The following is a 13,555-nucleotide window of genomic DNA, read 5'->3' as shown; positions in this document are numbered from 1 at the left end:
GACCTAGAAACTAAATTTTGCTCATAAAGCCTTCAGGTTTTGTGAGCAAATTTTTTTGAATGAGTAAGAATATGAAAAAAATGATGATGGCAATGAGCCTGGCTTTGGCAAGTGTTGCACCTTTAACTCAAGCGGCCAGTATGGGGATAATTGACTTGGAGCGTGTGGTTGAAGGTAGTACTTATCTGAAACAACAAAACACGGCGTTTCAGCAAAAAATTCAGCCACAAACCACCAAAATTGAGCAACTCAGCAAAGAGCTGGAAGCTTTGCAGCAACGTGCTCAATCCAATACCAAGCTCAGTGAGACTGAAAAACAGAAAATGTCTGCGCAATATCAGACTAAGCTTCAAGAATTAAATCAGTTACAACAATCTGTACAGACGAATGTTCAAAGCTCGATTCAGCAGATCCGAATTGTATTTGATGCACGTGTAAAGCAAATTGCTGAACAATTGCGTAGAGAAAACAACCTGGATGTGGTTTTAAATAAAAATTCAGCGCTTGCTTATGATGCTAAATATGATTTAACTGATAAAATGATTCAAAAGGTTAATGCAATTAAATAATCAATGAATCATCAACAGCTTCAGTTAGCTGATCTCGCTCGCCTGGTTCAGGGCGAGTGCATAGGTCAGACAGATTTACGTTTGAGTGCTTTGGCCAGTCTTGAACAGGCAACTTCACACGATCTGGCATTTGTGAATGCCGATAAATATGTAGAGCAGGCCAATCAAAGTCAGGCAGGTGCTTTAATTGTCACGGCTGAACTAAAACAACAGATAACTTCACATCAAAACTTTATTGTTGTGGCAAATCCCTATCTGGCTTTCGCGATTCTGACGCATGTCTTTGAGAAAAAACATCGCCAGCGCGGCATTGAGAGTACTGCTCAAATTCACCCGTCGGCAGTGATTGCGGACGATGCTTATATTGGTCATTATGTGGTGATTGGTGAGCATTGTGTCGTGGGTGCGAATACGATTGTTCAGGCGCATGTGCAGATCGATGATGATGTCGAGATCGGTCAGGACTGTTTTATTGACTCACATGTGACCCTCACCGGCGCAGCAAAAATTGGTAATCGGGTACGTATTCATGCCAATAGCGTGATTGGCAGCGAAGGGTTTGGTTTTGCACCTTATCAAGGGAAATGGCACCGTATTGCGCAATTAGGTTCTGTACGCATTGAAGATGATGTGCGTATTGGGTCAAATTGTAGCGTAGACCGTGGTGCGCTGGATGATACGATTTTGCAACAGGGTGTTATTATTGATAATCTTGTGCAAATCGCGCATAACGTTAAAATTGGTGCACATACCGCAATTGCTGCAAAAACTGCCGTTGCAGGAAGTGTTTCAATTGGCAAAAACTGTATCATTGGTGGAGCCTCTGCGATTTCTGGACACTTGAATATTGCCGATAATGTGATGTTGACCGGAATGTCAATGGTGACAAATAATATTTCTGAAGCTGGAAAATATTCATCCGGGATTGGTCTGTTTGAAAACCAGAAATGGAAACGTACCGTGGTTCGCCTCAGACAATTAGCAGATGTGCCATTGACCCAGGTGATCAAACGACTAGATCATATGCAATCTCAGATTGAGTCCATTGAATCAACATTTAAGTTGCGTAAATAATTATGATGACAGAGTCGAATTTGCCTACATTCACGAAGCCTGAATTGCCAATGAATATTCAAAAGATTCGTGAATATTTGCCCCATCGCTATCCATTTTTATTGGTTGATCGCGTCGTCGAAATTACCGATAATGGCATTGTTGGTTATAAAAACGTCTCAATTAATGAAGAGTTTTTACAAGGCCATTTTCCGAATTATCCAATTATGCCAGGTGTACTGATTGTTGAGGCACTGGCACAAATCTCTGGAATTCTGGGTTTTGTGATGAATAACGAAGTGCCAAGTGAGGGTTCTTTGTTTCTGTTTGCCGGTGCGGAAAAAGTTAGATTTAAAAAACAGGTGGTTGCAGGTGACCAATTGGTTTTAAAATCTGAATTAGTGATGCAAAAGCGGGGCATTTACAAATATAATTGTATTGCCACTGTAGATGGCGTCGTCGCAACAACCGCGGAAATTATGGTTTCGCATCAAAAAGTCGAGCAGGCATGAGCAATAATCCCCTTATTCATCCAACTGCCATTATTGACCCGTCAGCAGTCATTGCTGCTGATGTAGAAATTGGCCCATATTGTATTATCGGGCCAAATGTCACTATTGGTGCGGGTAGCAAACTTCATTCACACGTAGTGGTGGGTGGCTATACGCGTATAGGTGAATATAATGAAATTTTCCAGTTCGCCAGTGTAGGTGAGGTGTGTCAGGATCTTAAGTATGCCGGTGAAGAAACCTGGCTTGAGATTGGCGATCACAACAAGATTCGTGAACACTGCAGTCTGCATCGTGGTACAGTTCAGGACAATAGCATTACCAAAATCGGTAGTCATAACCTGCTCATGGTAAATACGCATATTGCACATGACTGTATGGTCGGGGATTATAATATCTTTGCCAATAATGTCGGTGTGGCTGGACATGTCCATGTCGGGGACTACGTCGTCATTGGCGGAAACTCGGGCATTCATCAGTTCTGTAAGATTGATTCTTATAGCATGATTGGTGGTGCATCACTGATTCTAAAAGATGTACCGGCTTATGTGATGGTTTCAGGTAATCCTGCGCATGCATTTGCCATGAATATTGAAGGTATGCGTCGTAAAGGCTGGTCAAAGACAGTGATTAGCGGTTTACGTGATGCCTTTAAACTGATTTATAAATCAGGTTTAACAACTCAGGAAGCAATCGAGCAGATCCGTACAGGAATTTTGCCGGAAGTGGCTGAAGTACAACGTCTAATTGACTCTCTTGAACAGTCGAAGCGCGGCATTGTGCGCTAAATGTTTGAGGTAATAAAAAAGACACCTGAAGGTGTCTTTTTTATTTTGGGAATTTCTATTTTACTTAAGAAATTTAATTTCCTCAGCTTTCGGATAATTCTTCAGTAGCTTTGTTTTATATTGTGAAGCAAGCGTAGCATTCTTTTCGACATCTTTGCTGATGTTATAAAGCTGATACAGGGCAGTGGAGGCTTTCGCGGAATTTGGGTAACGGTCAACGACAATCAGATAATTACGTTTCGCTTCAGCAAATTTTGGTGGGTCAATCGCCAGATTGAATTCCGCTAACCAGAAATAAGCATTGCTGATATAAACGCTATTCGGATTGTTTTTAATAAAGTTTTGCATCGGGGCAATGGCTTTGGCTGCACCGCCATTTTTATAAGCATCTAAAGCCACGGTATAAGCTGCTTTTTCCAGCTCAGCAGGTTGCTGTCCGCTGCTCGCTGTATTGACCTTATTTGTATTTAGGCTGGGTGCAGTATCCTGTGGGTTTTCCTCCGTTGGATTGTCTTCAGCAGGTTCAATTTTTTGCTGCAACAGTTCAAGACGCTGATCGAGATCGGCATAGCGATTGGTCAGTTCGCTTTTCAGTTGGGCAATTTCATTTTCCTGTTCTTCCATTTTGCCGCGCAAGATCCGCAGATCACTTTCCAGTTGCTGGTTTTTTTGCATAATCTGCCAGCTGGTATTGGTTTGCACAGGTGTCGATACGCCGGCAGAACTCGCAGACTGGGTATTCATTGACGCTTGATTGGCAGTCTGGCTCAAGCCACGCGATTCAATTGGAATATTGGCAAATAGCGGTGTGGTAAAGAGTGCTGTCACTGCACACAATACGGTCTTTTTAAACATCATAAAATTTCCATAATTCTTTGTGAGATACGTATCCGCTGCTCATCTTTTAAAGAAGATCATTCATATACATTGCACACATTAAAAACGGCATTTTTAGAAATTGCAACAAGGTTTTACAAAGATCATGCGAATCTGGGTGTTGATGGATTGATTGTGAAGATCGCTTGAAAATCAGCAGAAATATTAATATTGTTTTTAAAATAATCAAACGGATAGCTTGATGGATTATTTTAAGGAACAAAGCTTGCAACTTGATTAAAAATCTCTATACTCTGTTTTTGTAATGGTAGCCCTGCTGGTTACTTCGCAATTGTACTCTATGAACCCCGCCAGGACCGGAAGGTAGCAACGGTAATAGAACTATGATGTGCCGGAGCTTTGCTGGTAGGGTTGCCACCATATTTTTCAATAATAAAAACATTTTATCCCAGCCTATTAATCTCAAAGCTCACTTCTAATATCAGCTAATTTTTAATATTTTATTATCCCGATAATTCGTTCTGCTAGCGAACTGATTTTCTCATTTTAAGATCAATCTGCAAACACTTTTGTAGTGGGTCTATTAATGAATCTGAATACAAATTAATCTTCCACTTTACGGTTAATCGCCTTAATAATCGTATCCATTTCAAAACCACGGTACATCAGAAAACGGATCTGTTTGGCCTTGAGCTTCGGATCTTTAGTAACTTCCGCCCCATATTTTTTGACTTTCAGCGCATAGGCTTGCTGCACCCAGTCAGTTTCTTTCAGTTCTTCTGCGATTAAAGCCGTATCAACTTTCTTGTTTTTTAATTTCATTTTAATCTGATTGGGGCCTTTGCCTTTACGCTTTTGGCTCGACAGCATGGTTTCTGCGACACGCTGATCACTCTGATAATTCTCTCGTGATAATTCTTCAACTAATTCTAGTACTTCATCGCGATCCTCTGCATATAGGCATAGCTTCTCGATCAGTTCGGCTTTGGCATATTCCTTGCGGGTCAGTACGGCAAAGGCATAAGAACGCAAACGGGAGCCAGTTAAGCCCGGTTTTTTCTTTTCATCACTAGAAGTATCAAACAGGCGCTCTTCCGGATCGAAAGCCGGTGCTGGTTTTGCGGTATTGTGCTGGGTCGATTGATCGTCAGCATCGCCAAATTGCTGTTTTAAAGTTTCATAATCGAGCAGTTTGCTGAATTTTGCCTCTGACATCTTTCTCTCGCATTTTATCATCTACCCATAATAACAAAACGCCCCGTAGGGCGCTGTGTCGTGATGTTTAAAGACTAGGCAGATAATAATAGATTAGGCATCTAAAAGATCTGCTTCTTCTTTATTATCTTCTTCAGTGATCACGGCTTTGGTCAGCAGTTGCTCGCGAATCAGCTTTTCAATGGTTTGCGCCATTTCTTTATGCTCTTCCAGATAACGGATGGTATTGTTCTTACCTTGGCCAATTTTGTCGCCTTGATAAGAATACCACGCACCGGCTTTCTGCACGATTTCTTGCTGTACAGCCAGATCGATCAATTCACCCAGATGGTTCACGCCTTTGCCGTACAGAATCTGGAACAGGGCTTCTCTAAATGGAGGTGCCATTTTGTTTTTCACGACTTTGACTTTGGTTTCAGAACCAACGATCTCGTCACCTTCTTTCACCTGACCAATACGACGGATGTCTAGACGTACAGATGCATAGAACTTCAATGCGTTACCGCCAGTCGTGGTTTCCGGGCTACCGAACATGACACCAATCTTCATACGAATCTGGTTAATGAAGATCACCATACAGTTGGAACGCTTGGCATTACCGGTGATTTTACGCAGTGCCTGGCTCATCAAACGGGCTTGCAGACCCATATGCGAGTCACCCATTTCGCCTTCAATTTCCGCACGTGGCGTTAGAGCAGCTACAGAATCGACCACGATCATGTCAATTGCACCAGAGCGTACCAGCATATCTGCGATTTCAAGTGCCTGTTCACCGTGATCGGGCTGCGATACCAGCAGGTTATCAATATCTACGCCAAGTTTACGCGCATATTGCGGATCAAGTGCATGTTCGGCATCGATAAATGCACATGTACCACCGGCTTTTTGACATTCTGCAATTGCTTGCAGGGTCATCGTGGTTTTACCTGATGATTCAGGACCATAAATCTCGACGATACGGCCCTTCGGTAGGCCACCAATACCGAGTGCGATATCCAGGGTTAAAGAACCTGTAGATACTGCTTCAACAGCCTGAACGGTATTGTCACCAAGACGCATGACTGTATTTTTACCAAACTGTTTTTCAATCTGGCTTAAGGCAGCATTAAGCGCCTTGTTTTTATTCTCATCCATCTTACAACCTCAATACGATGTCACTCAGTTAGTACTCAAGTGGATGTCTTAAATTAGAGCTTTGTTCCACAGGCGTATAGTGACAGAATTTTCCCTAGTGTTCTATCAATGTCAGCGCATGTACGACACATTCTGACGCTTGAATTTAATCGTCATTATACGACCATGACTGATCAAAACTCTGACTATTTTCATTTTTAAATTTACTGATATCCCGGCGATCTTTCTTGCTTGGACGATGATCGGGACGAGCTAGATTATGCAACTTTCTTTGTGAGGTAATCAATTCCCGTCGAGCAATACTGACTTCGGTTTCTTCATACAGTTTTTGTGCCACAGGTGCAGGGCCGCGAACATCAGAAAGTTCTTTAACCAGGACAGTTTTCTTGTCGATGCCTTGCTGAATCGTCAGTTCCATGCCAACACGGACTTCGCGTGATACTTTGACACGTTCACCATTGTGGTGGACTTTACCACCTTCAATTGCATGTTTGGCAATGGAACGGGTCTTGAAAAACCGTGCTGCCCAAAGCCATTTGTCTATACGCATGCCTACCGCATCTTCGGGTAAAGACGATTTACGCATATTTTTTCTCTACCTCAGCCTGATTTAAATAAGTGATTAAATCTGTTAATTGGTGCAGCATCGGATAATTGCAAGTCTCGCGTGCGACTTTGGCCGAAGAGGGCTGCTGGATGCTGAACAGGTTCTGAATGCCATAGGCTTGAGCCCCATTCAGGACTTTTTCAGTATCATCAATAAAATAAGCATGTGCAGGATCAAATGGATGCAGTTCATTCAGGCCTTGCCAGAACTCGATAAATTCTTTGGCATGTCCGATCGTTTCTGAACTGACGATGACATCGAAATAATCTCTTAAATTCAAATGATCCAGTTTAAATGCTAGACCCGCACAGTCAGCATTGGTGGCCAGCCAGATGGGATAGCCATTATTTTTAAGATAATCGAGTAATTCAAGACAATGAGGGCGCAAGGCGACTTTATCTTTATGTTCAATTTGCATCGCCAGAACATCGACTTCGACTTTAGCCGTCCAGAAGCGTGAAGAGTACCAGTTTAAGGTATGATTATGTTCCTGATAGAATGCATAGAGTGTCGCCTGGCTGTGTTCCAAGCTACAGCCATGTGTGGCAGCATAACGCACAGGCAATAACTCGTTCCAGATGAAATCGTCGTAGGCAAGATCAAGTAAAGTGCCATCCATATCGAAAATTATAGTCGGCTTTTGCATTCAAGATTCTCCAAAGTTTTTCAAAGTTCAACAAAGCATATAGAAAAGCTTTAGATTCAATAGAATTACTCAATTTTCGCGTTCTTTAACGACAATCAAATAATTTCAAAGTTCAACAAAGTCATTTACCTTTCAAGAAAAAATATGTACATATGTGTGTACATAATTTCGCTCTGCCTGAATATGTACAGAGTATAGAACATTTGGACTGGAAAATTTAAATGGCTTTAAGTGATAGTTGGCTCAAATCCAACAATGGGAAACCGCGTGAAAAAGTTGAGGTGGTGACGGATCGGGATGGCCTGTCAGTTCGAATTACACCTAAAGGCAAGATCGTCTTTCAATATCGCTATCGTTTTGGCGGTAAGGCAAAAAGACTGGACTTAGGGACCTATCCTTTACTCAGTCTAAAAGATGCCCGGATACAGGTGCATAAATATAAAGCTGAGCTAGACCAGGGCAAGGATCCGATGCAGCTTAAACTGAAAGGGGAAAGCGACTATCTGAAGCAGCTCACCGTTAAAGACATTTGTGATCTTTGGTTTAATACGGTTGCCATTCATAAAGTCTCATACAAGGATGATTATCGAGCCTTTGAATTGCACGTTTATCCGCGTATAGGTAGACGGATCTGTGATGATGTGTCGCTGCAGGAGTGGTCGCAATTGCTCTTTGATATTGCTGCGGATGCTAAAACCGTATCGATCAAGGTGCTGGGCAATTTAAGAATGATCATGCGCTGGGGATGTATTCACGGAAAATTACAGCATCAGCCTATTCAGCACTTGAGAGCAGCAGATCTAAACGTAAAGAAAGTAAAGCGGTCACGCTATCTTTCAGAACAGGAAATATTCTGGGTGGTACATGCTTCACTGCGATCCAATGCCATCTCACCAAAAAACAAAGCCATTATCATTATGCTGCTGTTCTTTGGTTGTCGTGTTTCAGAATTAAGACTGGCCAAGAAGTCTGACTTCGATTTTCAGGAAATGATCTGGCACGTACCACCTGAGAATCACAAGATGGGGGATCGTACGCATAAACCGATTATCCGGCCGATCATTCCGCAAATTGTGCCATTTATTAAGTATGTGTTTTCACTCTCACCAGACAGTTGTGAGTATGCTTTTCCGAACTTAAAGGGCAAAGCCTATACCATGCTGGCCAAAAGCTTTCAGACCACTATACCTGTATATGTGAATGAGAATGTGCGTAAGCGTTTTGGGGTGGAGATCCAGCATTGGACCACGCATGATTTACGCAGAACCATGAGAACGCATATATCAGAACTGGCACCACCGCATATCTGTGAAATTATGCTTGGCCATGGTTTGCCTGCAGTATGGGGAACTTATGACTTGCACGAGTATTTAGATGATCAGGCGCAGGCGTATGAAAAGTGGTTCTTCAAGCTCTGCGCCATATTGGACAATTACGAGCGCTTTGATATCAAAGGTTGTATTTCAAGTGATTCAAGCAATCCGTTGTCTCTTTCCCAGGCATCCACGGCTTTGATCCCGTAACGGCTGCTTGAGCGCCCATGTGCTTTGATCACTGGTTCAGGGAAATCCTTTTTATTGCGCCAGTTGATCAAAGTGCCTTTTGTTACCCCATAACGCTTCAGTAACTCAGGCGTTGAGATATATAAACCCATCAAGACACCTCCTTTGAAACCTTCAAATATTCCGCTTTAGCAGCTGCCCAATTTTTTGCGTCATATGGGCTTAAACCTTGTTCTTTGCACCAGTTGGTACACCATAAAAACTGAGCATCATCAAATTCCATCGCTTGAATCCTGTGCTTCGATCATGGCTTTTATTTCTTCATCTGTTGCGTGTCTTACATTGTGTTTAAGGTATCTTCCGAATACCTTACCTTGATAAGTTACCGTAACCATGCAGTCAGTAACCCGGGCAACCTTTAACAATCCAGAAAAGGATTTTGCTATAACAAAAGCCCCAACATTAAAGCTCATGACTGCGATCCACCTAACGCCATTAGTCTGATTGCAACCTGCTGCCACATTTCACGCACTTCATTTGTTTTACTTTCAGTATGTGTTGCTAGGTCAACTGCATTTATAGCAATGGTTAGTTCGAGTAGGTCTTTCTGACTAACAAGTGCAAACCCTTCCGGCACCGATTGGGCTTTGGCTTCCTGAGCTTTCACACCTAAACAGTAGGCATAGAATAAGTGAGGCTTCATTACTTCCCACTGACATTTGATAGAATTAGCTACCATAAACCCAAGTGTTTTGACATCTTCTTTAAATGCTCCTTCGATTGTATTGTCGATAGCTTTGTCAAATTCTGGTCTTAATGCACTATCCATTTGAGCCAATATTTCTTCTTTAATATCCATCACGCCAAATCCTCTAAAAATTCTTTTCCGTGTTCCAGGTACTGGCCTAAGAACGTTTTAAATACCGGCTGACAAGGTTTATTCATTTGCAGTCCGATGATCTCAATCTGTTTGTGCTTCGGCTTCCAGGCTGTTAGATGGTCGCCACGATTCACGCCACGGTATCCGTTTTTAACCAGCCAGTTTCTAAACGGAATCAATAAATTTAATGGGATAACTTTCATAATTTATTCCTGTAGACCACACCCGAAGGTGTGGCCATATCCGTATTATTTATTTGGGAACATATCCATCTGATCTTCGATCAATTTCTTTTTTTGCTGGTAGGCTTGCAGTAATTCCTGTTGATGCTCACTGGTCAAGTTCGGCTTCGCTGCATTCATTTGCTGGGCGACTTGTCGAAGATCTTCACCGTTCTTGGCATCAGAGATCAGTAGGATAAGACCGCTTTTAACTGACCCACTTTTGAGAGGATCTACAGCTGGCGCTTGTGATGCCTCAAACTTGCCGCGTACTTGCTCAATGTTTGCTTGAAGGTACTGGAAGTCTGCCTGAGTCAAAGCATTGTCATTTTCAATCTGTTCTTCGATATCCAGAACATCGGCCAGTGATTTCGCCGTATTTAAGGCTTTGGCATATTCCTTTTTCATTTCCATAGAGCTAGGTTGTTTCTTTTGCTGTACCAATGCTTCGGCTTCTTGCTGCAGGCGCTTCAACTCATCAACGCTTAGTTCGCCATCAACCGCCGCATTTGATGTTTGATTTTGGACATTTTCAACTGGTGCTTCTTCCACAGCCTTAGGTTGACGTGAGCGTTTTGGCTTTTCTTCTGCAGGTGCATCTGCAGCAACTTCTTTCACAACATTCTGCTTAATGCTGTCCAAAGTTTGCGGTGCTGTATTCACTGGCTCAGGCGTTACATCAATGATTGATTCAAGTTCTTCTTCCTGTGTACGGATACCCATCAACACTTCTGGTGCATAGATCCGGCCAAAGAATGATGCAGCACGATAGCGAAGCATCTGCTCAGGCATGGTTTGCCATTTAGATCCGTTCTTCTGGTACCAGCCTTCTTTAACTGCCATTTCCATCGATATTTCTGCAGATTCAAGACGCTCACCTGTACCGGCTTCAATTGCCCAGGCTTTACATACGATGTTGCGCAGTTTAATCGTGTGAACTTTTTCCTCTGGCAAGCTCTTGCGAGCACGCTCATTCCATTTCCAGTCTTTAGTGGTATAGGTCACTTCAATTTCACCACGATCTTCCATTTCAAAGCGAAGCGGTGAATATTTGCCAGAAGTATTAATAGCACCAATAACAAACTGAGATGACCAGGCTGGACGACCTTCAACAATGTAAAGGTTTTGCATAATCATCAGCGGATCTGCACCCATGCGATTAGCCATGTTCAGTGCAATTACACAGTTGGCCAAGCCGTTTGGATTTGGTTCTGAACGATATAGCCAGTTGCCGTTCTGGTCTTTACCATCTTTGATTTTCAATGTATCGCGGTAAACTTCCGGCACCATGGTTGAGGCTGCAAGCATCTTGGCAATACGCTGTGCCAGTTCAAAGCCTTCAAGTGAAGTAAGGCCCACTTCAACCGGTTTAGGTGCAGCATGAGCAGCTTGGCGAGAAGTACGAAGTTGTTCAGTTGTCATTACTTGAGAAGTCATTGTGTTATTCCTTATTTCTAAAAATTAATTACTTACGAAATTTGCAGGTAGCGTACGCAGGGCAGAACTTTTCATTGCAGAGCATTGATTTAGAGTTGCCGTAAAACGTACCGTGTTTAATGATTTTGGCTGCGTGGTGCAGTAGTCCTGGATCTTCTTCAGTACCCAGCAGTACTTCTGCAGGTGATTCAATTTCACCGATACCCACGTGTTGACCTTTATCTGTTTTGCCAGTCGTCAGGCCATAAATACGGGCAGGGGCTGTTACCGGTTCCTGTAATGCATGTGCAGCAAGTACGGTATAAATTCCCATCTGTGGCGCATGGCCAACGGTTTTCACTACGCCGTCACTGCTTACAGCAGCCTTACCGGTTTTGATATCAGAGATACCTAATTCACCATCTTTATTTTCATAAATGCGGTCGATGGTTCCGGTGAGTTCAATGCCTAGATCTGCAAGAATCAAAGATTCACAGCGCACTTCTATACCGATAAATTTCTGAGTAGGTGCAATGTGGGTGATGTACTTGTGCATCAATGACTGGCCAATTGACTCAGCAGAGTTTTGATCCAGATCAGACCAGTCCACTTCTTCATTTGGTTGCCAGATCTGGTGATGCAAAATTTCTTCACATTCTTCCAGGCTAACTTCTTCACCGAGTAAGTTCAGGTGATCCCATTGAGTTACGGCCTCATGAATTGCGGTACCCAAGCGAGTGCGTGCACCAGCTGGATTACGTTTGTTTAAAAGGTTCTTGGCTTCCCAACGTGCAGGGCAATCAAACAGATCGCTTAACGATGAAGCACGGATCGGAATAATCCGGGTAGGGTTAACATAAGCGTTCATGAAGTTACCCCGCAGTAATCCGGCCAGTTCTTAAAATAAAGATCAGATGACCAGTTGTTAAAAAATGAAGATTACTTACATCAAGCCCATGCTGTTCTTTAATAGCTTTGATGAGTTCCTGCTTGGTGCTGTACACACTATCGACTGAACCTTTTTCACGCTCAGCAATCATTGCATCGGCTTGCTTGTAAGCTAGTTCAGCCACTTTATCTTCAGTGCGACCCATCATTATTAGGGCTGGCATCGCAGCCATGGCGAATTGATCGCGTAGATCTATCACTTAGCACCCCCTACAGACTTGGCAATCGCTTCCGCCTGGTATGCAGACTGCTTTTCAGCTGCATGCATAATCATGACTGACAGACCAAAGAAGATTGAGAAAAGGAGCATCCAGGCAGCTACATTTGAAGCGACTTCTTTCGCTACTGATTTCGGTTCAGGGTGCTGATACAAACGCTCGGACGTTTGGCGTGATTGGCCGAACTCTGGCAGGTTGCTTTGAATAGGATTTTGTTTCATACTTATCTCGCTTTAATGCAAGCCCGCTAGATTTCCAGTCCCTGCGGGCTTTTTTGTTTTTACCAGTTGGTGATAACCGCAATAACTTCACCACAATGAACAACCTTAAGTTCTCCATCACACACGATCAGGCTTGTGTGATTGGTGCCAGTTGCTAAGGTTTTAAATTGATTCATGGGCGTTCTCGGTTTATTAGGTACAAGACAAATATTAGGCAATCCTAATAAATAAGTAAATAGGTATTCCTAATTTTTTTAGATTTATTTTTCGGTAGGTGTAAAAAAACCGCCCTAATGGCGGTTTAAATATTTAGTGTCTTTTATCGAGATCTACACATATCTCCTCTGTATCTATAGCTCTCAACAACATCATCTACGAGTTTAAACTCCAAACTACACCACATGGTATGGGGAACTGAAGTTCTAGTGTTAATCAAATACCCATTCACTACTGACGTATCTGATTTAGAGCTTGATACTGTTTGACTTTGATTGTACTCAAGGATTTCAAAGTTACTAATAGTATATTCTCTATCTGGGATTCCCATTTCCTCAATCAGCTGTGCTTTGTTTAAACCTTTCTTTACATCCATTCTTGCTTCAAACTTGGCAACTGTTACGCAAGCCGTTAGGAGAGAGAAAAAGGCGAGTACAATAGGTAAAATTAATAGTTTTCTTAATTTCATTAAACAAACCCTATCCACTCAAGAAGCCAATAAAGAGGCCATATTTGAGCTAAAAAAATATTAAGTGGAATTAAGATGATCCAATTCCACCAATTGTAATTCGTAT

At 42.5% G+C, this 13,555-nt stretch carries 20 protein-coding genes and 1 other RNA gene; 6 read left to right on the top strand and 15 right to left on the bottom strand.

Annotation, left to right across the window (positions count from 1 at the left end; all coding sequences use genetic code 11):
• Positions 1–71 precede the first annotated feature (71 nt).
• Genes NI468_RS02075 through lpxA form a run of 4 tightly spaced genes read left to right on the top strand, consistent with a single transcriptional unit; the run spans position 72 to position 2,919 of the window.
• Positions 72–569: an OmpH/Skp family outer membrane protein gene (locus tag NI468_RS02075; RefSeq protein ID WP_253099452.1), complete on the top strand. Its 498-nt coding sequence runs from the start codon at positions 72–74 to the stop codon at positions 567–569.
• 3 nt (positions 570–572) lie between these two features.
• On the top strand, positions 573–1,643 hold the full coding sequence (lpxD, locus tag NI468_RS02070) for a UDP-3-O-(3-hydroxymyristoyl)glucosamine N-acyltransferase (RefSeq protein WP_253099449.1): 1,071 nt from the start codon (positions 573–575) through the stop codon (positions 1,641–1,643).
• 5 nt (positions 1,644–1,648) lie between these two features.
• Positions 1,649–2,134 (top strand): 3-hydroxyacyl-ACP dehydratase FabZ, encoded by a 486-nt coding sequence (gene fabZ / locus NI468_RS02065; protein ID WP_026055766.1) that lies wholly within the window; start codon positions 1,649–1,651, stop codon positions 2,132–2,134.
• Positions 2,131–2,919, top strand: coding sequence for an acyl-ACP--UDP-N-acetylglucosamine O-acyltransferase (lpxA, locus tag NI468_RS02060; protein ID WP_253099446.1), 789 nt, complete (start codon positions 2,131–2,133; stop codon positions 2,917–2,919). The genes fabZ and lpxA overlap by 4 nt, the downstream gene beginning before the upstream one ends.
• Positions 2,920–2,979: 60 nt before the next feature.
• On the opposite strand, the gene NI468_RS02055 is transcribed toward lpxA, so the two are convergent.
• A complete protein-coding gene (locus tag NI468_RS02055) occupies positions 2,980–3,777 on the bottom strand; it encodes a YbgF trimerization domain-containing protein (protein WP_253099443.1) in 798 nt (265 codons plus the stop codon).
• Positions 3,778–4,070: 293 nt separating this feature from the next.
• Here NI468_RS02055 and ffs point away from each other — a divergent pair.
• An RNA gene (ffs, locus tag NI468_RS02050) (signal recognition particle sRNA small type) lies at positions 4,071–4,167 on the top strand.
• A 192-nt stretch (positions 4,168–4,359) separates the two neighbouring features.
• On the opposite strand, the gene NI468_RS02045 is transcribed toward ffs, so the two are convergent.
• The 4 genes from NI468_RS02045 to NI468_RS02030 all read right to left on the bottom strand — a co-directional run bounded on the left by NI468_RS02045 (position 4,360) and on the right by NI468_RS02030 (position 7,358).
• Entirely contained in the window at positions 4,360–4,971 is a 612-nt protein-coding gene (locus NI468_RS02045; protein ID WP_159138162.1) for a regulatory protein RecX, read from the bottom strand.
• Positions 4,972–5,064: 93 nt separating this feature from the next.
• Positions 5,065–6,105 carry a recombinase RecA gene (gene recA, locus NI468_RS02040; RefSeq protein WP_005096717.1) on the bottom strand — a complete coding sequence of 347 codons (1,041 nt, stop codon included), beginning with the start codon at positions 6,103–6,105 and terminating at the stop codon, positions 5,065–5,067.
• Between the two features lie 145 nt (positions 6,106–6,250).
• Positions 6,251–6,691 (bottom strand): RNA-binding S4 domain-containing protein, encoded by a 441-nt coding sequence (locus NI468_RS02035; protein WP_005096718.1) that lies wholly within the window; start codon positions 6,689–6,691, stop codon positions 6,251–6,253.
• Positions 6,684–7,358 (bottom strand): HAD-IA family hydrolase, encoded by a 675-nt coding sequence (locus NI468_RS02030; protein ID WP_253099441.1) that lies wholly within the window; start codon positions 7,356–7,358, stop codon positions 6,684–6,686. Before NI468_RS02030 ends, NI468_RS02035 begins: the two co-directional genes overlap by 8 nt.
• Before the next feature lie 221 nt (positions 7,359–7,579).
• Between NI468_RS02030 and NI468_RS02025 the strand changes: the two genes are divergently transcribed.
• Positions 7,580–8,881, top strand: a complete 1,302-nt coding sequence (locus NI468_RS02025) for a tyrosine-type recombinase/integrase (RefSeq protein WP_044110199.1) — start codon at positions 7,580–7,582, stop codon at positions 8,879–8,881.
• Here the strand turns inward: NI468_RS02025 and NI468_RS02020 are convergent.
• From NI468_RS02020 to NI468_RS01980, 10 genes are all read right to left on the bottom strand, one after another.
• On the bottom strand, positions 8,791–9,012 hold the full coding sequence (locus tag NI468_RS02020; RefSeq protein WP_044110197.1) for a hypothetical protein: 222 nt from the start codon (positions 9,010–9,012) through the stop codon (positions 8,791–8,793). The genes NI468_RS02025 and NI468_RS02020 overlap by 91 nt on opposite strands.
• Positions 9,012–9,143, bottom strand: coding sequence for a hypothetical protein (locus NI468_RS16250; protein WP_276534233.1), 132 nt, complete (start codon positions 9,141–9,143; stop codon positions 9,012–9,014). Before NI468_RS16250 ends, NI468_RS02020 begins: the two co-directional genes overlap by 1 nt.
• A complete protein-coding gene (locus NI468_RS02015; protein ID WP_253099438.1) occupies positions 9,133–9,333 on the bottom strand; it encodes a hypothetical protein in 201 nt (66 codons plus the stop codon). Before NI468_RS02015 ends, NI468_RS16250 begins: the two co-directional genes overlap by 11 nt.
• Positions 9,330–9,719: a hypothetical protein gene (locus tag NI468_RS02010; protein ID WP_253099435.1), complete on the bottom strand. Its 390-nt coding sequence runs from the start codon at positions 9,717–9,719 to the stop codon at positions 9,330–9,332. The genes NI468_RS02015 and NI468_RS02010 overlap by 4 nt, the downstream gene beginning before the upstream one ends.
• A complete protein-coding gene (locus tag NI468_RS02005) occupies positions 9,719–9,943 on the bottom strand; it encodes a hypothetical protein (protein WP_253099432.1) in 225 nt (74 codons plus the stop codon). Before NI468_RS02005 ends, NI468_RS02010 begins: the two co-directional genes overlap by 1 nt.
• A 45-nt stretch (positions 9,944–9,988) precedes the next feature.
• A complete protein-coding gene (locus NI468_RS02000) occupies positions 9,989–11,398 on the bottom strand; it encodes a recombinase RecT (RefSeq protein ID WP_253099429.1) in 1,410 nt (469 codons plus the stop codon).
• Between the two features lie 28 nt (positions 11,399–11,426).
• A complete protein-coding gene (locus NI468_RS01995; protein WP_253099425.1) occupies positions 11,427–12,245 on the bottom strand; it encodes a RecB family exonuclease in 819 nt (272 codons plus the stop codon).
• Positions 12,246–12,249: 4 nt separating this feature from the next.
• Positions 12,250–12,525, bottom strand: a complete 276-nt coding sequence (locus tag NI468_RS01990; RefSeq protein WP_253099422.1) for a hypothetical protein — start codon at positions 12,523–12,525, stop codon at positions 12,250–12,252.
• Positions 12,522–12,764, bottom strand: a complete 243-nt coding sequence (locus NI468_RS01985; RefSeq protein ID WP_253099411.1) for a hypothetical protein — start codon at positions 12,762–12,764, stop codon at positions 12,522–12,524. Before NI468_RS01985 ends, NI468_RS01990 begins: the two co-directional genes overlap by 4 nt.
• Positions 12,765–13,083: 319 nt before the next feature.
• Entirely contained in the window at positions 13,084–13,449 is a 366-nt protein-coding gene (locus NI468_RS01980; protein ID WP_253099409.1) for a hypothetical protein, read from the bottom strand.
• Positions 13,450–13,555: the final 106 nt, after the last annotated feature.

The organism is Acinetobacter lwoffii, assembly GCF_024129355.1.
GTDB lineage: Bacteria > Pseudomonadota > Gammaproteobacteria > Pseudomonadales > Moraxellaceae > Acinetobacter > Acinetobacter lwoffii_I.
This window is presented reverse-complemented; position numbering and strand designations above follow the sequence as displayed.